General features: G+C 71.7%; 16 protein-coding genes and 3 pseudogenes. 9 read left to right on the plus strand and 10 right to left on the minus strand.

The annotated features are described in order from the left end of the window. Positions 1-309 precede the first annotated feature (309 nt). Positions 310-1,014: an HAD family hydrolase gene (locus ACIQF6_RS26555; protein WP_400899258.1), complete on the minus strand. Its 705-nt coding sequence runs from the start codon at positions 1,012-1,014 to the stop codon at positions 310-312. Positions 1,015-1,203: 189 nt separating this feature from the next. Next, positions 1,204-4,707 carry a methionine synthase gene (gene metH, locus ACIQF6_RS26560; RefSeq protein ID WP_400899260.1) on the minus strand — a complete coding sequence of 1,168 codons (3,504 nt, stop codon included), beginning with the start codon at positions 4,705-4,707 and terminating at the stop codon, positions 1,204-1,206. A gap of 147 nt (positions 4,708-4,854) precedes the next feature. Here metH and ACIQF6_RS26565 point away from each other — a divergent pair, with 147 nt between their 5' ends. Both ACIQF6_RS26565 and ACIQF6_RS26570 read left to right on the plus strand, forming a co-directional pair. Next, entirely contained in the window at positions 4,855-5,967 is a 1,113-nt protein-coding gene (locus tag ACIQF6_RS26565; protein WP_400899262.1) for a hypothetical protein, read from the plus strand. 199 nt (positions 5,968-6,166) lie between these two features. After that, positions 6,167-7,693 (plus strand): FMN-binding glutamate synthase family protein, encoded by a 1,527-nt coding sequence (locus tag ACIQF6_RS26570; protein WP_400899264.1) that lies wholly within the window; start codon positions 6,167-6,169, stop codon positions 7,691-7,693. A 49-nt stretch (positions 7,694-7,742) separates the two neighbouring features. Here the strand turns inward: ACIQF6_RS26570 and adhP are convergent, their stop codons facing one another. After that, on the minus strand, positions 7,743-8,756 hold the full coding sequence (gene adhP, locus ACIQF6_RS26575) for an alcohol dehydrogenase AdhP (protein WP_400899266.1): 1,014 nt from the start codon (positions 8,754-8,756) through the stop codon (positions 7,743-7,745). Between the two features lie 235 nt (positions 8,757-8,991). Here adhP and ACIQF6_RS26580 point away from each other — a divergent pair, with 235 nt between their 5' ends. Beyond that, positions 8,992-9,738 (plus strand): hypothetical protein, encoded by a 747-nt coding sequence (locus tag ACIQF6_RS26580; protein ID WP_400899268.1) that lies wholly within the window; start codon positions 8,992-8,994, stop codon positions 9,736-9,738. A gap of 170 nt (positions 9,739-9,908) precedes the next feature. Next, positions 9,909-10,820, plus strand: a complete 912-nt coding sequence (locus ACIQF6_RS26585) for a PAC2 family protein (RefSeq protein ID WP_400899270.1) — start codon at positions 9,909-9,911, stop codon at positions 10,818-10,820. Between the two features lie 131 nt (positions 10,821-10,951). Here the strand turns inward: ACIQF6_RS26585 and mshC are convergent, their stop codons facing one another. The 4 genes from mshC to ACIQF6_RS26605 all read right to left on the minus strand — a co-directional run bounded on the left by mshC (position 10,952) and on the right by ACIQF6_RS26605 (position 14,758). After that, entirely contained in the window at positions 10,952-12,181 is a 1,230-nt protein-coding gene (gene mshC / locus ACIQF6_RS26590) for a cysteine--1-D-myo-inosityl 2-amino-2-deoxy-alpha-D-glucopyranoside ligase (RefSeq protein ID WP_400899272.1), read from the minus strand. 89 nt (positions 12,182-12,270) lie between these two features. Next, positions 12,271-13,107, minus strand: a complete 837-nt coding sequence (locus ACIQF6_RS26595; RefSeq protein ID WP_400899274.1) for an SCO1664 family protein — start codon at positions 13,105-13,107, stop codon at positions 12,271-12,273. 14 nt (positions 13,108-13,121) lie between these two features. Continuing rightward, on the minus strand, positions 13,122-13,685 hold the full coding sequence (locus ACIQF6_RS26600; RefSeq protein WP_400899276.1) for a DUF3090 domain-containing protein: 564 nt from the start codon (positions 13,683-13,685) through the stop codon (positions 13,122-13,124). 374 nt (positions 13,686-14,059) lie between these two features. Beyond that, the gene (locus ACIQF6_RS26605; RefSeq protein ID WP_400899278.1) at positions 14,060-14,758 is read right to left on the minus strand and encodes a histidine phosphatase family protein; all 699 of its coding nucleotides are present in this window, start codon (positions 14,756-14,758) and stop codon (positions 14,060-14,062) included. 62 nt (positions 14,759-14,820) lie between these two features. On the opposite strand from ACIQF6_RS26605, the gene ACIQF6_RS26610 reads away from it, so the two are divergent. Beyond that, entirely contained in the window at positions 14,821-15,825 is a 1,005-nt protein-coding gene (locus ACIQF6_RS26610) for a magnesium and cobalt transport protein CorA (protein ID WP_400899280.1), read from the plus strand. A gap of 216 nt (positions 15,826-16,041) precedes the next feature. On the opposite strand, the gene ACIQF6_RS26615 is transcribed toward ACIQF6_RS26610, so the two are convergent. Continuing rightward, positions 16,042-17,322: a hypothetical protein gene (locus tag ACIQF6_RS26615; protein WP_400899282.1), complete on the minus strand. Its 1,281-nt coding sequence runs from the start codon at positions 17,320-17,322 to the stop codon at positions 16,042-16,044. A gap of 121 nt (positions 17,323-17,443) precedes the next feature. Continuing rightward, positions 17,444-18,622 carry an ALF repeat-containing protein gene (locus ACIQF6_RS26620; RefSeq protein WP_400899284.1) on the minus strand — a complete coding sequence of 393 codons (1,179 nt, stop codon included), beginning with the start codon at positions 18,620-18,622 and terminating at the stop codon, positions 17,444-17,446. A gap of 512 nt (positions 18,623-19,134) precedes the next feature. On the opposite strand from ACIQF6_RS26620, the pseudogene ACIQF6_RS26625 reads away from it, so the two are divergent. Then, positions 19,135-19,605: pseudogene (locus ACIQF6_RS26625) on the plus strand (transposase); the annotation flags it as partial. Positions 19,606-19,672: 67 nt separating this feature from the next. Next, positions 19,673-20,077 (plus strand): hypothetical protein, encoded by a 405-nt coding sequence (locus ACIQF6_RS26630; protein WP_400899286.1) that lies wholly within the window; start codon positions 19,673-19,675, stop codon positions 20,075-20,077. Between the two features lie 92 nt (positions 20,078-20,169). Here ACIQF6_RS26630 and ACIQF6_RS26635 read toward each other — a convergent pair whose 3' ends face one another. Next, on the minus strand, positions 20,170-20,643 hold the full coding sequence (locus ACIQF6_RS26635; RefSeq protein ID WP_400899288.1) for a hypothetical protein: 474 nt from the start codon (positions 20,641-20,643) through the stop codon (positions 20,170-20,172). A 153-nt stretch (positions 20,644-20,796) separates the two neighbouring features. On the opposite strand from ACIQF6_RS26635, the pseudogene ACIQF6_RS26640 reads away from it, so the two are divergent. Then, positions 20,797-22,232: pseudogene (locus ACIQF6_RS26640) on the plus strand (NF041680 family putative transposase). A gap of 72 nt (positions 22,233-22,304) precedes the next feature. Beyond that, positions 22,305-23,124: pseudogene (locus tag ACIQF6_RS26645) on the plus strand (IS5 family transposase). Positions 23,125-23,491: the final 367 nt, after the last annotated feature.

The following is a 23,491-nucleotide window of genomic DNA, read 5'->3' on the forward strand; positions in this document are numbered from 1 at the left end:
GGCACCCGAGTCCGGCCGCCGGGGTGGGGCGGCAGGGCGCAGGCCGGTACGACCGCGCGGGCACCCGGGTACCGGATTCGACGGTGGAGGGCGGCGGCGCGGTAGGGCGTTCTGATCGGTTGTAGCGTGCCACATCGCACCGGGTCGGTCACCGACTGTTCGAACAATGGGTGGTCAATGGGGGGAAGACCACACCCGAAGGACCGACGAGTTGTCAGCCAATGCCCGATTTCATACCCGCTGCCGGATACGGTCCGCGTACCCACGGACGCGGAGGGGAACCGGAAAACCGCACAGAGGAGACGAAGATCACACCCGGGTGCCGGCCAGGGTGCGCAGCAGGTCGAGGTCGACCTGTTCGAGCGAGGGCAGCACCAGGCGGCCGGGGCCGGGCTCGATGGCGGCGATGGAGGGTACCGCGATGACGGGGCAGCCGGCCGCCTCCGCGGCGGCGACGCCGGTCGGGGTGTCCTCGACCACCACGCAGCGGGCCGGGTCGGCGCCGAGGCGGGCGGCGGCGGTCAGGTACGGGTCGGGGAACGGCTTGGTGCGCGGCACCTCGTCGCCGGCCACCGTGAAGGCGAAGTTCTGCGGGCCCAGGCTGCGCAGCACGATGTCGATGATGTGCCGGTGCGAGGCGGACACCAGGGCGGCCGGAATGCCGTGCGCGGCAAGGGTGTTGAGCAGCCGCTCGGCGCCGGGCATCAGCGGGACGCCGCCGTCCAGCAGGTCCACGAAGCGCTGGTTGATCTGGGCCCCGAGGTCGGCGGGGCGGATGTTCGCGCCGGTGCGGGTGAGCAGGTAGTCGATGACGCGGGTCATCGGGCCGCCGACCACGTGGGTGCGGTCCTCGGGGGTGAGCCGGTGGCCGAGTTCGGCGAACAGGTCGACCTCGGCCTGCCACCAGAAGTCCTCGGTGTCGACCAGGGTGCCGTCCATGTCGAGCAGGACGGCCTGCAGGCCGCCGTCGTCGCCGTCTCCGCCGACACGGATCGGGGTCGAGACCGTCGTCATGCGCGCCGTCCTTCCGGGTGGTCGTCCGGAGCGCACTGCGTCCGGGGATGGCACAGGCCGGCCCGCTGGTGAGCGGACCGGCCCGTTCAGGATCATCAAGAATACGCCTGCCGGTGCGGATTGCGTCGGGCCCCGGCGAGGCGAACGGATGATCCGTGGTTGAAGTTCTGCTGCGGCGCCCCGGGGCGCCTACCGGGCGTTGAAGTACTTGGCCTCGGGGTGGTGCAGCACGATGGCGTCCGTGGACTGCTCGGGGTGCAGCTGGTACTCCTCGGAGAGGATCACGCCGACCCGCTCGGGCTTGAGCAGTTCGGCGATCTTGGCGCGGTCCTCCAGGTTCGGGCAGGCGCCGTAGCCGAGCGAGAAGCGCGCGCCGCGGTACTTGAGCGCGAACATGTCCTTCACGTCCTGCGGGTCCTCGTCGCCGAAGCCGAGCTCGTAGCGGACCCGGGCGTGCCAGAACTCGGCCAGCGCCTCGGCCAACTGCACGGACAGGCCGTGGAGTTCGAGGTAGTCGCGGTAGGAGTTGCCGGCGAACAGCTCGTTGGCGGCCTCGGAGATCCGGTTGCCCATGGTGACCACCTGGAGGCCCACCACGTCGCGCTCGCCGCTCTCCTCCGGGCGGAAGAAGTCGGCCAGGCAGAGGCGGCGGCCGCGGCGCTGGCGGGGGAAGGTGAACCGGGTCAGCTCGGTGTCGTCCTCGCCGTAGACGATCAGGTCGTCGCCCTTGGAGTTGGCCCGGTAGTAGCCGTGGACGACGGCGGGCTCCAGCCAGCCCTCGGTCTGCAGGCGGTCCAGCCAGCCGCGCAGCCGCGGGCGGCCCTCGGTCTCCACCAGCTCCTCGTACGAGGGCCCGCCGGAGCGGCCGCCCTTGAGGCCCCACTGGCCCTTGAAGAGGGCGTCCTCGTCGAGCCAGGAGGCGTAGTCCTGGAACGGGATGCCCTTGATGATCCGGTCGCCCCAGAACGGCGGGGTGGGCACCGGGTTGTCGATCGCCACGTCGGAGCGGATCTGCCCGAGGTTGACCTCCTCCGGCTCCTCGATCTCGACCCGGGCGTGCCGGCGCTGCCGCAGCTCGGGCAGCACCACGCCGGGCACGCCGCGCTTGACGCCGATCAGGGCGTCCATCAGCCGCAGGCCCTCGAAGGCGTCGCGGGCGTAGCGGACCTCGCCGTCGTAGACCTCGTGCAGGTCCTGCTCGACGTAGGCGCGGGTGAGGGCGGCGCCGCCGAGGATCACCGGGAAGTCGGCGGCCAGGCCGCGCTGGTTGAGCTCCTCCAGGTTCTCCTTCATGATCACCGTGGACTTGACCAGCAGGCCGGACATGCCGATCACGTCGGCCTTGTGCTCCTGCGCGGCCTCGACGATCGCCGAGACGGGCTGCTTGATGCCCAGGTTGACCACGTTGTAGCCGTTGTTCGACAGGATGATGTCGACCAGGTTCTTGCCGATGTCGTGGACGTCGCCCTTGACGGTGGCGAGCACGATGGTGCCCTTGCCCTCGCTGTCGGACTTCTCCATGTGCGGCTCCAGGTGGGCCACCGCGGCCTTCATCACCTCGGCGGACTGCAGCACGAACGGCAGCTGCATCTCGCCGGAGCCGAACAGCTCGCCGACCACCTTCATGCCGGACAGCAGCGTGTCGTTGATGATCTCCAGCGCCGGACGCTCCGTCAGCGCGGCCTCCAGGTCGGCCTCCAGGCCGTTGCGCTCGCCGTCGATGATGCGGCGCTGCAGGCGCTCCTCGAGCGGGAGCGCGGCGAGCTCCTCGGCCTTGGACGCGGCGCTGGAGGCGGCGGAGACGCCCTCGAACAGCTGGAGCAGCTTCTGCAGCGGGTCGTAGCCCTCGCTGCGGCGGTCGTACACGAGGTCCAGGGCGGTCTGCCGGCGGTCCTCGGGGATGCGGTTCATCGGCAGGATCTTCGCGGCGTGCACGATCGCCGAGTCCAGGCCGGCCTCCACGCACTCGTGCAGGAAGACCGAGTTGACGACCTGCCGGGCGGCCGGGTTCAGGCCGAAGGAGATGTTGGACAGGCCCAGGGTGGTCTGCACGTTCGGGCGGCGGCGCTTGAGCTCGCGGATCGCCTCGATGGTCTCGATGCCGTCGCGGCGGGACTCCTCCTGGCCGGTGGCCAGGGTGAAGGTCAGGCAGTCCACCAGGATCGAGGACTCCTCGACGCCGTACTCGGTGGTGAGCTGGTCGATCAGCCGCTCGGCGATCGCGACCTTCGTCTCGGCGGTGCGGGCCTGGCCCTGTTCGTCGATGGTCAGGGCGATCAGGCCGGCGCCGTGCTCGCGGGCCAGCCCCGCGATCTTCCCGAAGCGGGTGTCGGGGCCGTCGCCGTCCTCGTAGTTGACGGAGTTCAGCACCGCGCGCCCGCCCAGCATCTCCAGGCCGGCCCGCAGCACGGGCGGCTCGGTGGAGTCCAGCACGATCGGCAGGGTGGAGGCGGTCGCCAGCCGGCCGGCGATCTCCTTCATGTCGGCGACGCCGTCCCGGCCGACGTAGTCCACGCACAGGTCGAGCAGGTGCGCGCCCTCGCGGATCTGGTCGCGGGCGATCTCCACACAGGTCTGCCAGTCCGCGGCGAGCATCGCCTCGCGGAACTTCTTCGACCCGTTGGCGTTGGTGCGCTCGCCGATCGCCAGGTACGAGGTGTCCTGCCGGAACGGCACCGCCTGGTACAGCGAGGCGGCGGACGGCTCGGGCCTCGGGTCGCGCGGGGTGATCGGCAGGCCCTGCACCCGCTCGACCACCTGGCGCAGGTGCTCGGGGGTGGTGCCGCAGCAGCCGCCGACCAGCGACAGGCCGTAGTCCTGGACGAAGGCCTCGTGCGCGTCGGCGAGTTCGGCCGGGCTGAGCGGGTAGTGCGCGCCGTCCTTGGTGAGCACCGGCAGGCCGGCGTTCGGCATGCAGGACAGGCCGACCTTGGCGTTCTTCGCCAGGTAGCGCAGGTGCTCGCTCATCTCGGCGGGGCCGGTGGCGCAGTTCATGCCGATGAAGTCGACGCCGAGCGGCTCCAGCGCGGTCAGCGCGGCGCCGATCTCCGAGCCCAGCAGCATGGTGCCGGTGGTCTCCACCGTGACCTGCGCGAGTACCGGCAGGTCCAGGCCGGCCTCGGCGAGGGCGTCCTTGCAGCCGAGCACCGACGCCTTGGTCTGCAGCAGGTCCTGGCTGGTCTCGACCAGCAGCGCGTCGGCGCCGCCCGCGATCAGGCCGGCCGCGTTCAGCCGGAAGCCCTCGCGGACCGTCTCGAAGGTGATGTGACCGAGCGTCGGCAGCTTGGTGCCGGGGCCGATCGAGCCGAGCACCCAGCGGACGCGGCCGTCCTGGGCGGTGTACTCGTCGGCGACCTCGCGGGCGATCCGGGCGCCGGCCTCGGACAGTTCGAAGATCCGCTCCGGGATGTCGTACTCGCCGAGCGCGGAGTGGTTGGCGCCGAAGGTGTTGGTCTCCACGCAGTCCACGCCGACCGCGAAGTAGGCGTCGTGCACCGAGCGGACGATGTCCGGGCGGGTCACGTTGAGGATCTCGTTGCAGCCCTCCAGCTGCTGGAAGTCCTCCATCGTCGGCTCCTGCGCCTGGAGCATCGTTCCCATCGCTCCGTCGGCCACCACCACCCGGGTGGCGAGCGCCTCGCGCAACGCGGTGGCGCGGTCCTGGTGGGCGGACGTGGATACAACGGTGGCCATGAGGCTGCTCCCTGGTTGCGACGGCTGTCGGCTATGCGGCCCCACCTTCACCGGGGGCGCACCCGGCCAGGGTATCCGCCCGACGGCTGTGCCATGGAACCCATTTCGCATCCTGGGCGTCCCTGTCCACCGGAAGGGAGCCCGATCATGCCCGTTTCACCGCATCCGAGCAGGTGGCATCACCGCATCCGCGCCCTGGCGGTGTCCGCATTACGGACCGGGCCCGCCCGGGCGCGTCGCCGCTGGGGGCTGCGCACCCGATGGACCCGGCGCCGCCGGGTGCTGACCGCCTGCGCGCTGCTGGCGACCCTGCTGGTGCTGCCGGTGCTGGGCGCGGCGCTCGCGCTGCGCTGGTGCTACTCGGGCGACCCGTCGGCGGACGCCCGGACCCGCGGCCGGGACGCGATCTGGCTGGGCCACGCCTGGGTGGACGGGCGGCGCACCGACGCGGACCTGTCGGTGCTGGCGGGGCGGGTGCGCGGCACCGGCATCCACGACCTGTACGTGCACACCGGGCCGCTGGAGCACGACGGTTCGCTCGATCCGAAGCTGGCCCCGGGCGTCGCGGACTTCCTCGGCCGGGCCCGGGCGGCGATGCCGGGGGTGCGGATCCAGTCCTGGCTGGGCGACGTGGTGGCGCCGGAGAAGGAGGGCCTGCACCTGGACCGGCCGGACGTCCGGGACCGGATCACGGCCTCCGCGGGGCAGGTCCTCGACCTGGGCTTCGACGGCGTCCACTTCGACCTGGAGCCGGTGCACAACGGCTCCCCGGGCTTCCTGGCGCTGCTCGACCAGGTGCACGCGCTGACCGCCGCCCGCTCCGCCCCGCTGTCGATCGCGGCCCCGCAGATCGAGCCCGTGCCGATGGTCGGGCGGGTCAGTTTCGCGCTGACCGACCACGGCAAGTGGTGGAGCGCCGGGTACTTCGCGCAGGCCGCGGGGCGGGTCGACCAGGTCGCGGTGATGTCGTACGACACCTCGATGCCGGTGGAGTCGCTGTACGGCGGCTACGTCGCCCGGCAGACCGCGCTGGCGCTGGCCAACACCCCGCCGGACGTCGACCTGCTGATGGGCCTGCCCGCGTACTGGGACGACACCCCGACCCACCGCGGCGACGCCGAGACGGTCCGCGCGGCGGTCCGCGGCGCCCGGCTCGCGCTCGGCACCGACACCCGGCAGAACTTCGGCCTGGCGCTGTACGTGGACTTCGCGGCGACCCCGGACCACTGGGCGGCGTACCGCGACGGCTGGTGCATCTAGGCCCGCTCTTCCGGGTCTTGCCGGATCGGCGCGCGGCGGCGGGCGCCCGGCGAGATCCGGAAAGAGCGGGCCCGGCGGGGCCCTGACCTGGGGTGATCCGGCGGCAGGCCCCCTGGCCGCCGGGGGGTGCGGGCGGACCTCCTAGCATCGGTTCGGCTCCGCCGCGTGGGGACGGGGCCGGCACTCAGGAGGAACGTTCATGCAAGCCCGGAAGATCGGCGCGGCCGCGGCCGCCGCGGTGGCGGTCCTCGCCGCCCGCGACCTGCTCCAGAAGAAGCACGCCCTGCTGCGGAACTTCCCCGTGCTCGGGCACGCCCGGTACGCGCTGGAGACGATCGGGCCGGAGCTGCGGCAGTACATCGTCACCTCCAACGAGGAGGAGCGGCCGTTCAGCCGGGACCAGCGGACCTGGATCTACGCCTCCGCCAAGGAGGAGAACAACTACTTCGGCTTCGGCACCGAGGTGGACGTCGCGCAGGCGCAGGGCCGCGCCTACCTGAAGCAGCGCACCTTCGCCGGGCCGCTGCCGGACGGGCACGACCCGCAGGCCGCGCTGCCGTCGGCCAAGGTGCTGGGCGGTCCGCGCGGGCGGGCCAGGGCGTTCCGCCCGGGCAGCATCGTGAACATCTCCGCGATGAGCTTCGGCTCGCTGTCGGGGGCGGCCATCACGGCGCTCAACCAGGGCGCGGCGCAGGCCGGCGCGATGCACAACACCGGCGAGGGCGGCCTGTCGCCGTACCACCGCAGCGGCGCCGACCTGGTGCTGCAGCTCGGCACCTCGTACTTCGGCTGCCGCAACGAGGACGGCACCTTCAACCTCGACAAGCTGAAGGACGTGGTCGCCGGCGCGCCCGTCAAGGCGATCGAGATCAAGCTGTCGCAGGGCGCCAAGCCGGGCCTGGGCGGCATGCTGCCGGGCGCGAAGGTGACGCCGGAGATCGCGAAGATCCGCGGCATCCCGGTCGGCCAGGACTGTGCCTCGCCGTCGCGGCACTCCGCGTTCGGCGACGTGGACTCGATGCTGGACTTCGTCGAGCTGCTGGCCGCCGAGACCGGCCTGCCGGTCGGCATCAAGAGCGCCGTCGGCGAGCTGGACTTCTGGCAGGAGCTGGCCGCGCTGATGGCGCGCGGCGACCGCGGCGTGGACTTCGTGACGGTGGACGGCGGCGAGGGCGGCACCGGCGCCGCGCCGCGGATGTTCGCGGACTCGGTGTCACTGCCGTTCCGGATGGGTTTCTCCCGGGTCTACGGCACCTTCGCGGAGCTGGGGCTGACCGACGAGCTGACGTTCATCGGCTCCGGCAAGCTCGGCCTGCCGGAGAACGCGGCGGTGGCGTTCGCGCTGGGCGCCGACATGATCAACGTGGCGCGCGAGGCGATGCTGTCGATCGGCTGCATCCAGGCCCAGAAGTGCCACACCGACAAGTGCCCGACCGGCATCGCCACCCAGAACCCGTGGCTGGCCCGCGGCGTCGACCCGGCGTCCAAGTCCACCCGGGCCGCGGTCTACCTGCGCACCCTGCGCAAGGAGCTGACCAAGGTCTCCTCCGCGCTGGGCGTCGCCCACCCGTCGCTGATCACCGCCGACGACATCGAGGTGCTGAACGGCGACTACGAGGCCCGCACGCTGGCCGGCGTGTACGGCTACAAGGAGGGCTGGGGGCAGCTCGGCCCGGAGCTCGCCGCGGAGATCACCGCCCTGATGACCGGCCGCCCGTCCGCCTGACGAACCGTCGAGGGGGCGGAGCCGCACCGGCTCCGCCCCCTCGTCCCGGTCAGCGCAGGTCGAACACCAGCCGGGCCGTGACCTTGCCGGCCAGCACGTCCTCGATGCAGGCGTTCACGTCCTCCAGCTTCCGGGTCTCCCGGATCACCTTGGTCCGGCCCAGCTGGTGCAGCCGGAACACCTCGGCCAGGTCCTGCCGGGTGCCGACGATCGAGCCGATCACCCTGGTGCCGTTCAGCACCGTCTCGAACACCGGCAGCGTCAGCTCGCCCTCGGCGGGCAGCGCGACCAGCACCAGGGTGCCGCCGCGGCGGAGCGCGTCGTAGGCGGCGCGGAAGGAGGCGTTGCTGACGGCCAGCGAGACGGCGGCGTCGGCGCCGCCGAGCCTGTGCACCTCGTGGGCGACGTCCTGGGTCCGGGCGTCGATCACGTGGTCGGCGCCGAGTTCCCTGGCGAGCTTCAGCTTGTCGTCGGTGATGTCCACCGCGACGGTCTCCGCGCCGAAGATCCGCGCGTACTGGAGCGCCAGGTGGCCGAGGCCGCCGATGCCGGAGATCAGCACCCGGGTGCCGGGGCGGGCGCCGGACAGCTTGACGGCCTTGTACGTGGTGACGCCCGCGCAGGACAGCGGGGCGGCGTCCATCGGGTCCACGCCGTCGGGGACCGGCACCACGTAGTCGCCGTGCGCGAGGGCGTACTCGGCGTAGGCCCCGTCCACCGAGTAGCCGGAGTTGTGCTGGGACAGGCAGAGCGTCTCCCAGCCGGTGACGCAGTAGTCGCAGCGCCCGCAGGCGTCGGCCAGCCACGGGATGGCGACCCGTTCGCCCTCCTTGACGTGCCGGACGTTCGCGCCGGCCGCCTCCACGATGCCGACGCCCTCGTGGCCGGGCACGAACGGCGGGGACGGCTTGACCGGCCAGTCGCCGTGCGCGGCGTGGATGTCGGTGTGGCACAGGCCGGAGCTCTCGATCCGCACCAGCACCTGGTGCGGCGCCGGGGTCGGCACCTCGCGTTCCTCGATCTCCAGCGGCTCGGTGAAGTCCCGGACCACAGCTGCCTTCATGGCCTTCTCTCCTCGCAGAGCAGGTAAATCCGACAAAAGGGATATCTCTGCGCCCAGCCTGCTGGCTCCGCCGGTGAACCGCGAACGGGCGCGCCGACCGCTCCGGAGATCACGCTCCCGCCCGACCCGCGGGACTGACGGTGCGTCAGGGTAGCGTTGACCAAAGCCCGTCATTTCCAGACGGGTTGGGCATTTCGTGTGCCCGTCGAACACACCCCGGGTACGGAGGACCGACATGACCCGCACACTCCTGCGCGCCGCCGGGACCGGACTGGCCCTGCTCACCGCCGGCCTGCTCCTGGTCGGCTGCGAGCCCGCCAAGCACGCCAAGGCCGCACCGCCGCCCAGCCCCTCGCCCACCACGACCTCCCCCGCCACCCCGTCCGCCGCCGTCTCCCCCTCCCCCGCCGGGCTCGACGACTCGTACTTCGCCGAGGGCGCCTGCGCCCGCGCCCTCGACCCGGGCAGCACCACCTCCCGCTACGAGATGGTGCCGTGCGACAGCCCGAGCGCCGAGGCCAAGGTCATCAAGCGCAGCGGCACCCTGACCGGCGTCGCCGCCGCCCTCCCGCACGGCGCGGAGTGCCCCGACGGCACCGACGCCGTCCTCGACCTCACCCAGAACGCCCTGACCTACGTGTCGGGCAACCGCAGCGCCTGGGCCTGCCTGCGCAACCTGCACGACCCGCACCCGGGCGACCCCGGCGGTGGCGGCGGGGTCGGCATCGTCGTCGGCGACTGCGTCTACGCCACCAAGAGCGCGAGCGGCTCCGACACCGTCGCCGAGACCCGCTGCGACGGCAAGGGCGACCACAAGCCCGAGTACAAGGTCGACAAGGAGTACGTCAAGCAGACCGTCCACCTCTCCACCGAGACCGAGCCGGGCTGCCCCGACCGGGCCACCGTCACCTTCACCATCCCGGCCCCGCCCGGCGCCCTCGCCATGAACCCCACCGTCGCCTGCGCCGAACCCCTCGACTGACGCCTGTCCCGCGAAGGCCTCCGGCCGACGGCGCGACGCCTTGCGCGTCCGCTCACGGCGTTACGCTTGGGCCTCTTGCCCGGCCACGGGCGGCATTCAAAGCCCGTAGGCTGGGCAGGTAGGGACCTGGGGGCGGCAGTGCCCCCGCCACGGACGGAGGGAGATGCCGGGTGATCGAGCTGGAAGACCTGCCCGAGTTGATCGACCCGGTGATGATCTGCGCCTTCGAGGGCTGGAACGACGCGGGCGACGCGGCCTCCGCCGCGCTCGGACACCTCGACGAGACCTGGGGCGGCAAGGTGTTCGCCGCACTCGACGCCGAGGACTACTACGACTTCCAGGTCAACCGGCCCACCATCTGGCTCGACGGCGGCGTCCGCCGGATCACCTGGCCCACCACCCGCCTCTCGGTGGTCCGGATCACCGAACCCAAGCCGCGCGACCTGGTGCTGGTGCGCGGCATCGAGCCCAGCATGCGCTGGCGCTCCTACTGCAACGAACTGCTCGGCTTCGCCCACGAGTTGGGCGTCGAACTGGTCGTCGTGCTGGGCGCCCTGCTGGGCGACACCCCGCACACCCGGCCGGTCCCGGTCTCCGGCGTCACCTCGGACTCCACGGTGGCCCGCAGCCTCGACCTGGAGGAGAGCCGCTACGAGGGCCCCACCGGCATCGTCGGCGTCCTCCAGGAGGCCTGCGCCCACGCCGGCGTCCCCGCCGTCACCTTCTGGGCCGCCGTCCCGCACTACGTCTCCCAGCCGCCCAACCCCAAGGCCACCCTGGCCCTGATCAACAAGCTGGAAGACCTCCTCGACCTGCGCATCCCCCCGGGCGAACTCGCCGACGACGCCCGCGCCTGGCAGCTCGGCGTCGACCAGCTCGCCGCAGAGGACACCGAAGTCGCCGAATACGTCCAGCAGTTGGAAGAGGCCCAGGACACCGCGGAGCTGCCGGAGGCCTCCGGGGACGCGATCGCCCGCGAATTCGAGCGCTACCTGCGACGCCGCGAGAACCAGGGCCCGAAGGGCGAGAAGCCCATCACGGGGCACGCGACGGAGCGCCCCAAGGACGAGGACGACGAGTAGTCCCCGACGAGGCCCAGGGACGCGGGGGGACTGCGCGCAGGGGAACGCAGCACGTCCGCAAGATCGCTTCGCAGGGCAGTGACCTGCACGTGATCGCGACCTTGCGGACGTGACATGCGCTTGTCGCGCAGTTAAAGGGCGACGCCCAGGAGCGCGTCCACCGCCCGCGAGACCAGCCCGGGGGCCGAGATGTCCTCGCCGCCCTCCGCGTGAGCGGTCGCGGCCCAGCGGTCCACCGCCGCGAGCGCCGCCGGGGCGTCGAGGTCGTTGGCGAGGGCCTCCCGGATCTCCGCGAGCAGCGCACTCGCCGAGGGGCCGTCCGGGCGGGAGACCGCGGCGCGCCACGTCGCGAGGCGGGTGAGGGCGGTGTCGAGGTCGTCGGCCGTCCACTCCCAGTCGCTGCGGTAGTGGTGGGCGAGCAGCGCGAGCCTGATCGCGGCGGGGTCGACGCCGTCGCGGCGCAGGGCCGAGACGAACACCAGGTTGCCGCGCGACTTGGACATCTTGTGGCCGTCGAGGCCGACCATCCCGGCGTGCACGTAGGCACGGGCGTAGGGGTGGGCGCCGAGGGCGACCTGGGCGTGCGAGGCGCCCATCTCGTGGTGCGGGAAGGACAGGTCGCTGCCGCCGCCCTGGAGGTCGAACTCCATGCCGAGGAACTTGAGCGCGATGGCGACGCACTCGATGTGCCAGCCGGGCCGGCCGTGGCCGAGCTCGGTGTCCCAGGCGGGTTCGCCGGGCCGGGCGGCGAGCCAGAGCAGCGCGTCCAGCGGGTTCTTCTTGCCGGGGCGCTCGGGGTCTCCGCCGCGTTCGGCGAAGATCGGCAGCATCTGCTCGCGGGTGAGACCGGAGACCTCGCCGAAGTGCGGGTCGGACTCGACGGAGAAGTAGATGTCGCCGTCGACCTCGTACGCGGCGCCGGAGGCGAGCAGCTGCTGCACCAGCGGGACGATCCACGGGATGGATTCGACGGCACCGATGTAGTGCGCGGGCGGGAGCATCCGCAGCGCGGTCATGTCCTCGCGGAACAGCGCGGTCTCGCGGGCGGCGAGCTCGGTCCAGTCCTCGCCGGTGGCGACGGCGCGCTCCAGGAGCGGGTCGTCGACGTCGGTGACGTTCTGGACGTACAGGACGTCGTGGCCGGCGTCCTTCCAGACCCGCTGGACCAGGTCGAAGGTGTTGTAGGTGGCTGCGTGGCCCAGGTGGGTCGCGTCGTAGGGAGTGATGCCGCAGACGTAGAGCCGGGCGGTCGAGCCGGTGGGGACGACCTCTCGGACACTGCTCGTGGCGGTGTCGTAAATGCGCAGGGGAAGCCCCTGACCGGGCAGGGCGGGAACCTCGGAGGTGGGCCAGGCATGCATGGCACCGACTCTAACCGTGCACTGATTTGAAAGACCAACCTGTCGGCATGATCGGCTTGATTCCGATCATTCTCTGTTTCGGATCGGTATCAGACCGGCGGCCAGGGAATAGACGGCCAGTCAGCCGACGGCAGCGGATGCCGTCCGGAGGCCAGCAGCGCGCGGGTCCGGGCCCTCAGCGCGTCGAGTTCGACGGGGGTCAGGTGCGGGCGCAGCCGGGCCCCGAGGGCGCCGTCGAGGTCGGTGGCGAGCCTGCCGAGGACGTCGAGGGCCTCGGCGGTGAGCGGCCGGTCGGCCCATCCCCACAGCAGGGTGCGGAGTTTGGGCTCGGTGTGGAAGGTGACGCCGTGGTCGATGCCGTAGATCCGGCCGTCGGCGGCGGGCAGCCAGTGGCCGCCCTTGCGGTCGGCGTTGTTGAGGACGGCGTCCAGCACGGCGAGCCGGCGCAGCCGCTCGTCGTCGCGGTGCACCAGCCAGGCCTGGCGTCCGGCGTCGAGTTCGGCGCGGACGATCGGCAGCCAGCCGTCGGCGGGCCCGTCCAGCGGCTGGAGGTCGAGGAGTTCGGGGGCGTCCGGGTCGGGTTCGATCCACAGCTGGACCATGCCGGGCCCGGCCGGGCCCTCGCGGAGCACGGTCGGCGGGATCAACTGCCAGCCGGTGGCGGCGGCGAGCTCGTGCGCGGCGGTCTCCCGGCCGGCCAGGGTGCCGTCGGGGAAGTCCCACAGCGGGCGTTCACCGGCGACGGGCTTGTACACGCACGGGGCGGTGACGCCGTCCAGCGTGGCCGTGCAGTACAGGACGGCGTTGGAGGCGTCGGTGACCCGGCCGTGGACGGCCAGCGTGCCCTCGCGCAGCAGGGCGAGGGCGGCGGGGGTGTCGGCGGCCAGCGCGGCGCTGGTGACGGGGTCGGTGCCGGGGGCTTCCACGGCCGGCTGCTCGCTCAGCGCCGGTAACCGTTCGCGCGGGGGCACAGGTGGCCCTCGGGGTCCAGCGGCAGGTTGCAGAACGGGCAGGGCTTGCGGCCGGCCGCGACCAGGTCGAGGGCGCGCTTGGCGAACACCCGGGCCATCGCGCCGCTGAGCCGCACCCGCAGCAGGTCGGGCCCGTTCTCGTCGTCGAAGACCTCGATCTCGTTCTCGTCCTCGGGCTCCTCGACGAACGCCTGCGCCTCGACCACCAGGCACTCCTCGCGGGCGTCCCAGGCGAGCGCCATGGTGCCGACCCGGAACTCCTGCTCCAACGGCAGGTCGAGCGGGGCCGCGTCGAGCAGTTCGACGGGCGCGGCGGCCGGGATCGGGGCCTCGCCGCCGCTGCGCCGCAGCGCCTCGTCGAGGACTTCCTCGATGCGCTCGGCAAGGGCGGCGACCTGCGCCTTCTCCACCAGCACGCTGGTGATCCGGCCACGCGAGGAGGCCTGCAGGTAGAACGCCCGGGCGCCGGGCTGGCCGACGGTGCCGGCCACGAACCGCTCGGGCTGGTCGTAGAAGTGGACCTGACGGGACACGCTGCTCGCTCCGGTACGGGGGTGTGCGGTCTTCTCGATCTCACCCTACGGCCAAACGGGCCTGCCGTGGGATACGGATGGCCCGGTTTCCGACCGGAGCGCGAGTACGGGTCGACCACGGACGGGTCGGGATCGGGCCGCCGACCGGCCCGGACGTGCCTGTGTCGCGCCTCCGGGCCCTGGGCGGGCGGGAGTTGGCGCTGCGCGGGCGGGCCCGCTCGGGCGGTGATGCCCGGGCGGTGGTGCCCGGGCGGCGATGCCCGCGCGGTGGCGCCCGGCTGGATGCCCCGGCGGCGGGGCTCAGGCGGTGGTGCTTTGAACTGCGGTGCTACGAACTACGGCGCTACGAACTGCGGGGCTGTGAACTTCGGGTCTCAGGCGGTGCTGCCCGTCTCGCCGCCGACCACCGCGTCGTCGCCGGCCGAGTGGCCGTGCGGGCGCGGGGCGAGCGAGGACAGGCTGCCGGTGTCGCCGAGGCGCAGCACGTACGGGCGGTTCGGGGTGTAGCGGATCGCCGTCACCGAGCACGGTTCGACCGAGATCCGCTGGAAGTGGTCCAGGTGCAGGCCGAGCGCGTCCGCGACGATCGCCTTGATCACGTCGCCGTGGCTGGCGACCGCCCAGAGCGCGTCCGGGCCGTGCTCGACGGCGATCTTCTCGTTCCACTCGCGGACGGCGTCGACGGTGCGGTGGCTGAGCGTGCGCAGCGACTCACCGCCGGGGAAGGCGGCGGCGGAGGCGTGGTCCTGGACGGTGCGCCACAGCGGCTCGTCGGCGAGCTCGGACAGCGGGCGGCCGGTCCAGTCGCCGTAGTGGCACTCGCCGAGCCGCTCGTCCTGGTCGGGCGGGCCGAGTTCGGGGCGGGCGGCGACCAGCGGTTCGAGGGTCTGGAGGCAGCGCTCCAGCGGGCTGCTGACCAGCCGGACGATCGGCAGTCCGGCCAACCGCTCCGGCAGGGCGGCGGCCTGGGCGCGACCGGTGTCGTCCAGGTCGACGCCGGGGGTCCAGCCGGCCAGGATTCCGGCCGAGTTGGCGGTGGAGCGGCCGTGGCGCACGAGCAGCAGGGTGGGCATACCGCAAGCCTACGGGGTGATCCCCTCCCGATGGGCCGGGGGTTCGGGTCACAATGGCGGGCATGATCGTGGATTGCGGCACTTATCGGGCCGGGCAGCGCACCGAGGGCCCCGAGGATTTCTCGGACGCCCTGGACGCGGTCCGGGCAGCGGGCGACGGCTTCGTGTGGATCGGCCTGGCGGACCCGACGACGGCCGAATTCGACCACGCCGCCGACGAGTTCGGCCTGCACCCGCTGGCGGTGGAGGATGCGGTGACGGCGCATCAGCGCCCGAAGCTGGACATCTACCAGGACTCGGTGTTCACCGTCCTGAAGACCGCCGGGTACCACCCGCAGGACGAGTCGGTCTCGATAGGCGAGCTGATGATCTTCCTGGGCGACTCGTACGTGATGACGGTCCGGCACGGACCGGAGAGCCCGCTCAAGGACCTGCGGTCCCGCCTGGAGAAGCAGCCCGAACTGCTCGCGCACGGCCCCGCCGCGGTGCTCTACGCGATCTTCGACATGGTGGTCGACCAGTACCTCGACGTGGCCACCGAGCTCCAGACCGACCTGGACGAGCTGGAGGCCGAGATCTTCTCCCCCGGCCGGGTCCGCGGCGCCGCCGAACGCATCTACGGCTTCAAGCGGCAGGTGGTGAACTTCCGCAAGGCCGCCTTCCCGCTGATGGAGCCCGCCCTCCGCCTCTCCCGGACCGGCGCCGGTCCGGGCTCCACCGAGGTCAAGGTGCCCTTCGTGGCCGCCGAACTGCGTCCCTACTTCCGGGACGTCGCCGACCACCTGGCCAAGGTCAACGAAGCGGTGGAGAGCCTGGACCGCCTGCTCACCGACATCCTCTCCGCCAACCTCGCCCAGGTCAGCGTCCAGCAGAACGACGACATGCGGAAGATCTCCGCCTGGGCCGCCCTGGCCGCCGTCCCCACCATGATCGCCGGCATCTACGGCATGAACTTCGAACACATGCCGGAACTCAGCCAGGTCTGGGGCTACCCGGCGGCCCTGTCCCTGATGGGCGGCGCCTGCGCCGTCCTCTACCGCCTGTTCAAACGCGCGGGCTGGCTGTAGCACCGCGGCAGTCGGCGTTCCGGGACCGCCCGCGGCAGCACGGAGACCGGGTTCGGGAACGGCGACGGCCGGCCCGGACAGCCGGGTCGGACAGCCGGGTCGGACAGCCGGGTCGGGCACCATCACCACCGACCCGGCCTGCGCTGCCGGTCACCGCGACGGCGACCGGCCCGCACGTTCGCGACGCGCGGGCCGGGCACGGATGCTGACGAGTGGTCAGGACTGCTGCTGCCGCCGGCGGCGCGCGGCGACCAGGGCGGTGCCGAGGGCCACGGCGGAGGCGCCGACTGCGGTGATCGCGCCGAGCGGGGCGTCCGCGCCGGTGAAGGCGAGGGTGCCCGAGGTGGTGCCGCCGGTCTGGGCGGCGGTCGTCGTCGTGGTGGTGGTGCCGGTCGTGTTCGAGGCCGGGGTGACGGTGGCGCCCGCGCCGCCGCCGTCAGTGCCCGTGCCGCCGCCAGTGCCGTTGCCGGTGCTGCCGCCGTTGCCGCCCTGCGGCTGCTGGGCGTTGGCGGTGTCCCGGGCCTGGGCCTCGGCCAGGCCGGTGCGCAGGAACGCGCGCAGCGACTCGGAGGTGTACGAGTCCATCACCGCGCCGGCCGCCTTGCAGACCTCGGGACCGCCCACCGACATCGCCTGCGAGATCCGCAGCCGGGCCTCGTCGTCGCTGATGCCGTCCAGGGCGTCCAGGAACGCCTTCGCGCCGTCCGCCCCGAGCACCTGCTCGGCCACCTCGTCGAGCGTGCCGCTGCCGCCCGGCCGGATCAGCGCGCCGAGCACCTTCTTCCAGTTGGCGTTGTTGAATTCCGGCACCTCGACCTCGATGAACCCCACGAGAGCCTGCCCGCGATCGCCGGCCGCCAGCACCTGCTGGGCCCGCGCCGCCAGCGCCGGGCCGGAGGCCGGGCTGTTCGCGATCCGGGTGGCTTCCTGGGTGTACTGCGCCTTGACGGCGGGCCAGGTGACGTCGAGGAAGTGGTCGAGGTCCGCGTCCGTGCCGTCGAAGACGTTCTGGAGGGTCTGCCACAGCTGGCCGCGGCGGTCGGTCATGCTCATGATCCGGGAGGCGAAGAGCCGCTTCTCGTCCTGGACGATCCTCGCCATCTCGACGTCCAGAAAGTGCCGGACGTCCTCGACGGTGCCGCTCAGCGCCGCATTGGCGTGCTCGTAGAAGTACGGGTTGTGCCCCGGCTCCGCGATCACCCGGGCCAGCCGCGCCCGCAGCTCGGCCTCCTCCTGCGCCGAACCGGTGCCCGCGTCCGCGTCCGTGGCGGGGGCCTCGGTCGCGGGGGTCTCGGTCACCGGGGCGTCCGTGGCCGGGGTCTCGGCCGCCGGGGTCTCGGCCGCCGGGACGTCGGTCACCGGCGCGTCCGGCTGGGACTGGCCGGTGGGGGTGGGCGTGGGCGCGGTGTCGGCCAGGGCCGGCGTGGCGCCGAGGACGGCCGGGGCGGAGACGGCGGCGACGAACACGGCAGCGGCGATCGAACGACGGAGGCTCAAGAATCCCTCTGGGTGCAGAACGGAGACTGCCGCGAAATCGCGGCCGGTCGGAGTGTCGGGGTGTGGAAGCCGTGCGGTGGCCGCCGCAGGAAGCGGCCACCGCACGCAGGTTGGCGGAGCGTCAGGACTGCTGCTGCCGCCGGCGGGCGACCAGCACGGTGGCAGCGCCGAGGGCGACCGCGGCGGCACCGGAGGCGGCGAGGGTGCCCAGCGGGGCGTCGACACCGGTGAAAGCGAGGACGCCCGTCGCGGTGGTGCCGGTGCCGGTCGTGCCGGTGCCGGCCTGGGTGGTCGTCGTGATGGTGGTCGTGTCGGAGGCCTGGGTGACGGTGGTGCCGGCCTGCCCGCCGCCCTCGGCGGGGGTCTCGGTCCCCGCCTCTCCACCCTCCGACGGGTGGGCGTTGGCGGTGTCCCGGGCCTGGGCCTCGGCCAGGCCGGTGAGCAGGAAGGTGCGCATGTAGCCGAGGTCGGACGAGTCCAGGGCCACGTTCGCGGCCTTGCGGACTTCGGACCCGCCGAGCGCCATGGCCTGGGTGATCCGAAGACGCGCCTCGGTCTCGCCGAAGGCGTCCAGGCCGGCCAGGAACGCCTTGAGGTCGTCCGCGTCCAGGGCCTGGGCAGCAGCCTCGGTGAGGCTCAGCGAGCTGCCCGGCCGCTCCAGCGTGCGAAGCACCTTGAGCCAGCGCTCGCTGTTGACCAACTCCGGCCACTCGACCTCCAGGAACTGGTCGATCGCCGCGTCCCCGCCCTCCAGCGCCTTCAGCGCGGCCTTCCCGAGCAGCGTGTCCTGCCCCGCTGCGCTGAGGATGCGCGAGACCTCGACACGCTTGTCGTCCCGAATGATCTGCGCCATCTCGACGTCCAGGAAGTGCCGGAGGTCCTCGACCGTGCCGTCCAGCGCCTTGCTGGCGTGCTCGTAGAAGTACTGGCTGTGGCCCGGCTCCGCCATCAGTCGCAGCACCCGTACCCGCAGGTCGTCCCACTCCTGCGAGCCGCCGGGCACGGGAGCGGGCTCCGCCGGGGCCGGCTCCGCAGGCGTCGTCCCGGCCGGCTCTGAGCCACCCGTCGCAGGCGCACCGGCCCCCGGGTCCGTCGCCGGGGCCTCCGCAGCCGGGGTCTCCACAGCCGGAGCGTCCGCGGCCGGGGCGTCCGTGGCCGGGGTCTCGATGGCCGGGGCGTCCGGCTGGGACTGGCCGGCCGGGAGGGGCTCGGCGGCGATCGCCTGCGCGGCGCCGAAGGCGGTGGGCGCGGAGACGGCCGCCACGAAAACGGCAGCAGCGATCGAACGACGGATACTCAAGACTCCCCCAGAAAAAGGACATTCACGCACAGACAGTCACCACGGCGGACTCACGCGGCGACGAACGCGAGTGATCGTATCGGAACTGAATACCTCGTCAAAACCTTTTCTTTCCCACCACTTTTGACGATGTCCGACCACGTGGGACGAGTAGCCACCCGGCACCGGCGGTTCGCCGCACAGCGGCACTGTACCCATGCGCCGATTCCGCACATGCCAAGACATCCCCGCGCTCCCCGCCTCACGACACGTGAGGGCATCGAGCGGCCGGCCGCCCATCACACGCAAGGTGCCGGCCATCAGGCCGCCCACGGACATCGCACGCGAGATGCGGCTGAGCCTCTACGGACCCTCAGCGTCAGGGACATAGGCGTCAACAACATCGCCGATTGCGCTTGCTACTGCTCCAACAGGGCGGTTCGTGATTGTTTGACCGCTTCTACTGTCACCTGATGGTGTGGGGAGGAGCGGAGTCCGCCCGTCCGGGGGCGGTGCCCTGTCGGGGTGGTGGCGTGAGTGAATCCAAGCCCTGCCCGAGCGACTTGACGGACGTGCAGTGGTCGTTTGTCGAGCCGCTGCTGACTGCGTGGACGGGCCGGCGCCGGTCGGTGAGCGGCCATCAGGGCGTCTATTCGATGCGGGAGATCGTGAACGCGATCCTCCACCGGGGCCGGACCGGCTGCCGGTGGGCCTGCCTCCCGCACGACCTGCCGCCGAGGAGTGCGACGTACTACTGGTTCGCAGTGCGGCGGGACGACGGGAGCGACCGGGTCGTCCATGAACTCCTGCGCTGCCAGGTCCGTGAGCGGGCCCGCCGGTCAGAGGACCCGGCGCTGGTGGTGCTGGACACGCAGAGTGTCCACGCGGCCGCCGGGGTCCCCGCCTCCACGACCGGCCGGGACCCGGCGAAACAAGTGCCGGGCCGCAAGCGGGCCCTGGCCGTGGACGTCCTCGGCCTGTCCATCGCCGTCATTGTCTTGGCCCAGGTCATGGCCGCCGCCTCACCGGCGCGAACACATCCGCCCGGCGCGACCCGAAAGCGGTGACGGCGTGAACATCCAACCCCTGCTCGACACACTCGACCTCCAGGAGAACGCCGCCCACTACGTGGCCGACGACCTCCGCGTGCAGATCGAGGAACTGCACGGCCGACTCCGGGAGACGCAGACTCTGCTCGAACACCTTGCGATCACCCGCAAGACCGTCATCGCTCTCGCCGACCGCCTCCCGACCCACCCCTCCCCGCCCAACCTGCCGAACCACCCGGACCACCCGGGCATCCCCGCCGTTCTCAACGACGCCACCAACCCCCTCCGGGCCCGCGACGTCCGCGAAGCCCTCGACCACGAACCCCCGCCGAAGAACATCGAAGGCACCCGAGCCAAACTGAAACGCCTCCCCAAGCTCGACATCCTCACCGAGATCGACACCGGCACCTTCACCACGGAGCAGTAGCCACCCGCACGCCCGCCACCGGCGTCCCGCTCCAACCTCACCCCGAACCGGACACCAACTCACGAACCACCCTCTGAGCTTGTTCTTTAACCTCAGTGGGCTTCAGAGCAGTCCGCTACGACCCAGGTAGCGGTGATGTCGTTGCACGTAACGATGACCGACCCGGGCCGGAAGGCCATCTCGTGAGTGCAGCCTTGGTCGTGCGGAAGGATCTCGTCCAGGATCAGCGTACCGAGGTCGTCCCAGGTCGAGGGCTCGTTCGGAGTCTTGATCTGGACGGCCGCCACTCCCGAATAGCGGACGACCAGGTCCTCGTCGTGCTTCCAACAGTTGTGACGGAGGCGGAGGTCGAGGGTTTTACCGCCGTGGAAGAAGGTGGCCTGGTGGAGCGTCAGGTCCTTCACGCAGCGCCGTCCGGTGAAGTCGTAGTGGCCCGGGTCGGTGGCGAATGCCTTGGCGCCCGGGGGCAGGCTGGTGCTCAGCGCAGGCAGAAGCTCAAGGTAGGGGCCAGGGTTGAGGACTCCGGTCAGTTCGCCGACTCGGGCATCGAGATCGACATACTTCATTGCTCACTCCTGCGATGGTCCAGTGGCCAGTCCTTGGGCCGCATCAGGGTGGCATGCCGGCTCATGGCTTAGGGATTCATACGACGCCGGAGCGGCCTCGGGGTGATCATGTGCGCTGTCGAGGCGCCATTGATCAACCGCGAGGCCGTGAAGGTGAGTCTGCTGGACGATGATTCGCGGGTTGAGTCCCTGGCCGTGTTGTCCGGGTTCAGGGCCGACTTCTGCGACTGCCCGACCGCCCGGGCGGACTCGCTGTTCGAACTCGCCGACGCCCTGCTGTGCGCTGACGGCCCGGTGAAACCCCTGGTCGACCTGACGCTGACCGCCGAGCACCGGCGCGGTCATGGCGCTCTCTACGATGGGCTGAACTGCGGCCGGATCGAGGCCGACCGACTGCGTGCCGAGCTGGCCGGTCTGCCGGTCCCCCGGACGGATGACGGGCGGATCGTGCTGGCGGTGGACGTCAGCCCGTGGCTGCGTTCCGACGCGCCGACCAGTGCGGAGCGTCTCTACTGCCACGTCTACGGGCGGGCGAAGAGCGTTTCGCAGTTCATCCCGGGCTGGCCCTACTCCTTCGTGGTCGCGCTGGAGTCCGGCCGCACGTCCTGGACCGGGGTGCTGGACGCGGTCCGGCTCGGTCCTGCGGACGACGCCACCGCAGTAACGGCCGATCAACTGCGGGCAGTGGTCGAGCGCCTGATCACGGCTGGGCACTGGGCCGAGGACGAGCCGGACATTCTGATCGTCATGTACGCCGGATACGACGTGACCCGGCTCGCCTACGTGCTGGCGGACCTGCCCGTCGAAGTACTCGGCCGGATCCGCTCGGACCGGGTGCTGCGACTGCCGAAGCCGCCCCGGGCGCCGGGCACCAACGGCCGCCCGCCCAAGCACGGACCCGAGTTCGCGCTTGCCAAGCCCGCCACCTGGCCCGAACCAGCACACACCACCACGACCGAGACCGCCCGATACGGCACAGCCACCGCCCAGAGTTGGGATCGGCTTCATCCTCGGCTCACCCACCGCACCTGCTGGCTCGACCACGACGGTGAACTACCCGTTGTAGAGGTCACGTTGGTCCGCCTGAAGGTCGACCACCTGCCCGGCGACCGCGCACCCGACCCGGTGTGGCTGTGGTCCTCGGCCACCGGCACCACCGCTGCCGACATCGACCGCTGGTGGCGCTCCTACCTCCGCAGATTCGATCTCGAACACACCTTCCGGCTGTTCAAGCAGACCCTCGGCTGGACCCGGCCCAAGATCCGCACGCCCGACGCTGCCGACCGCTGGACCTGGATCGTCATCGCCGCCCACACCCAACTTCGCCTCGCCCGTCGGCTCGCCGAGGATCTCCGCCGCCCCGAGAGAAACCCGCGACACCTGGCCGGCTCACACCGGCAAGGGTCCGGCGCGACTTCCGAAACATCCGCCCGGCGACCTCTCTCCCCGCCAGCGCGCCGAAACCGGGGAAAGCCGGCCCCGGCAGACCGCCCGGTTCGAAGAACCGTCGACCCGCCACACGCTACGACGTGGGCAAAACAGTCAAGAGCGACCTCACGATGGCCGAACACCAAGACCGGAGAGGTTAAAGAACAAACTGAGGAGCTGACAGAGAACTCTGGGAGGGCATGTCCCCTGCTCTGGCGGCTCGTTGAACGGGCATGGGTAAGGGGAACGGTCCTCCGCGGGTGGCGTCGGATGACCTGTGGGGGCGGATCGAACCGCTGTTGCCGGTCAGGCAGCGCCGGTCTCGCAATGCCGGTCGGCTGCCGCTGGACGACCGCGGGTGTCTGCAGGGCATCCTGTTCGTGCTGCACACCGGTACCCAGTGGGAGAGGCTGCCGCAGGAGCTGGGATTCGGATCCGGGATGACCTGCTGGCGACGGATTCGGGACTGGCACGAGGCCGGCGTCCGGGACCGGCTGCACCAAGTGCTGCTGACCGAGTTGCACCGCGCCAGGAAACCGGACTGGTCCCGGGCGGTGATCGACGGCTCGCACCACCAGGCCCGCCGGGGCGGCCCAAAACGGGCCCGAGCCCGATCGACCGCGCCCGGCCGGGCTCCAAGCACCACGTCATCACCGACGCGCACGGCGCCCCGCTCGCCATCACCCTGACCGGCGGCAACCGGCACGACGTCACCCAACTCCTGCCCCTGCCGGACGCGATCCCACGCATCCGAGGCACCAGGGGCCGCCCACGCCATCGCCCCGGCAGTTGTTGGCCGACCGGGGCTACGACGACGACAAGTACCGCCGTCTGCTGCGGAAACGCGGCATCAAGCCGGTGATCGCCCGCCGGGGCGTACCCCACGGCTCCGGACCGGGGACCGTCCGCCGAGTCGTCGAGCGCACGAATGCCTGGATCCACGACTTCCGCCCGCCACATATCCGCTGGGACATCCACGACTACATCCACGAGGCGTTCCTGAAGCTCGTCTGCTGCGTGATCACCTGCTGGCGCGTCCAGGCATTGTGTTAGCTCCTCTAAGCGCACCGAGCGCGACGCGAGATCCGCCGCCGGCAAGATCGCCCCCACTCAGGGCCGGCACGGCGACCTTCGGCCCACCCTGATGCCACAGGCAGCATGCAGAACTGCGGCGCGATCGTCGACCGGACGACCCGGCACTCGCCAGCCATCCTCAAGTGGATCGCTTCCACAGCAGGAACATGGAAACCGACGTGTACGCACTGCTGATCCGACCGGGACCCGTACCCCGCGACGCAAGGCCCGCTCCAGCCCTGGTCGCGTTCGACCTACCGGCACCCTCCACAGTCCCCGGCGAACTCTTGGGACGACTGGGTCCCACCCCGCATGATCCATCGTTGTACGGGGAGACCTTCACCCT

It is taken from the genome of Kitasatospora sp. NPDC092948, assembly GCF_044754805.1.
GTDB lineage: Bacteria > Actinomycetota > Actinomycetes > Streptomycetales > Streptomycetaceae > Kitasatospora.

What these genes read in the sequence shown, in the direction of transcription:
- ACIQF6_RS26565 (WP_400899262.1), top strand. Translation starts at nt 4,855, where the DNA reads ATGCCCGTTTCACCGCATCCGAGCAGGTGGCATCACCGCATCCGCGCC.
- ACIQF6_RS26570 (WP_400899264.1), top strand. Translation starts at nt 6,167, where the DNA reads ATGCAAGCCCGGAAGATCGGCGCGGCCGCGGCCGCCGCGGTGGCGGTC.
- ACIQF6_RS26610 (WP_400899280.1), top strand. Translation starts at nt 14,821, where the DNA reads ATGATCGTGGATTGCGGCACTTATCGGGCCGGGCAGCGCACCGAGGGC.
- metH (WP_400899260.1), bottom strand. Translation starts at nt 4,707, where the DNA reads ATGGCCACCGTTGTATCCACGTCCGCCCACCAGGACCGCGCCACCGCG.
- ACIQF6_RS26635 (WP_400899288.1), bottom strand. Translation starts at nt 20,643, where the DNA reads ATGAAGTATGTCGATCTCGATGCCCGAGTCGGCGAACTGACCGGAGTC.
- adhP (WP_400899266.1), bottom strand. Translation starts at nt 8,756, where the DNA reads ATGAAGGCAGCTGTGGTCCGGGACTTCACCGAGCCGCTGGAGATCGAG.
- ACIQF6_RS26555 (WP_400899258.1), bottom strand. Translation starts at nt 1,014, where the DNA reads ATGACGACGGTCTCGACCCCGATCCGTGTCGGCGGAGACGGCGACGAC.
- ACIQF6_RS26605 (WP_400899278.1), bottom strand. Translation starts at nt 14,758, where the DNA reads ATGCCCACCCTGCTGCTCGTGCGCCACGGCCGCTCCACCGCCAACTCG.
- ACIQF6_RS26580 (WP_400899268.1), top strand. Translation starts at nt 8,992, where the DNA reads ATGACCCGCACACTCCTGCGCGCCGCCGGGACCGGACTGGCCCTGCTC.
- mshC (WP_400899272.1), bottom strand. Translation starts at nt 12,181, where the DNA reads ATGCATGCCTGGCCCACCTCCGAGGTTCCCGCCCTGCCCGGTCAGGGG.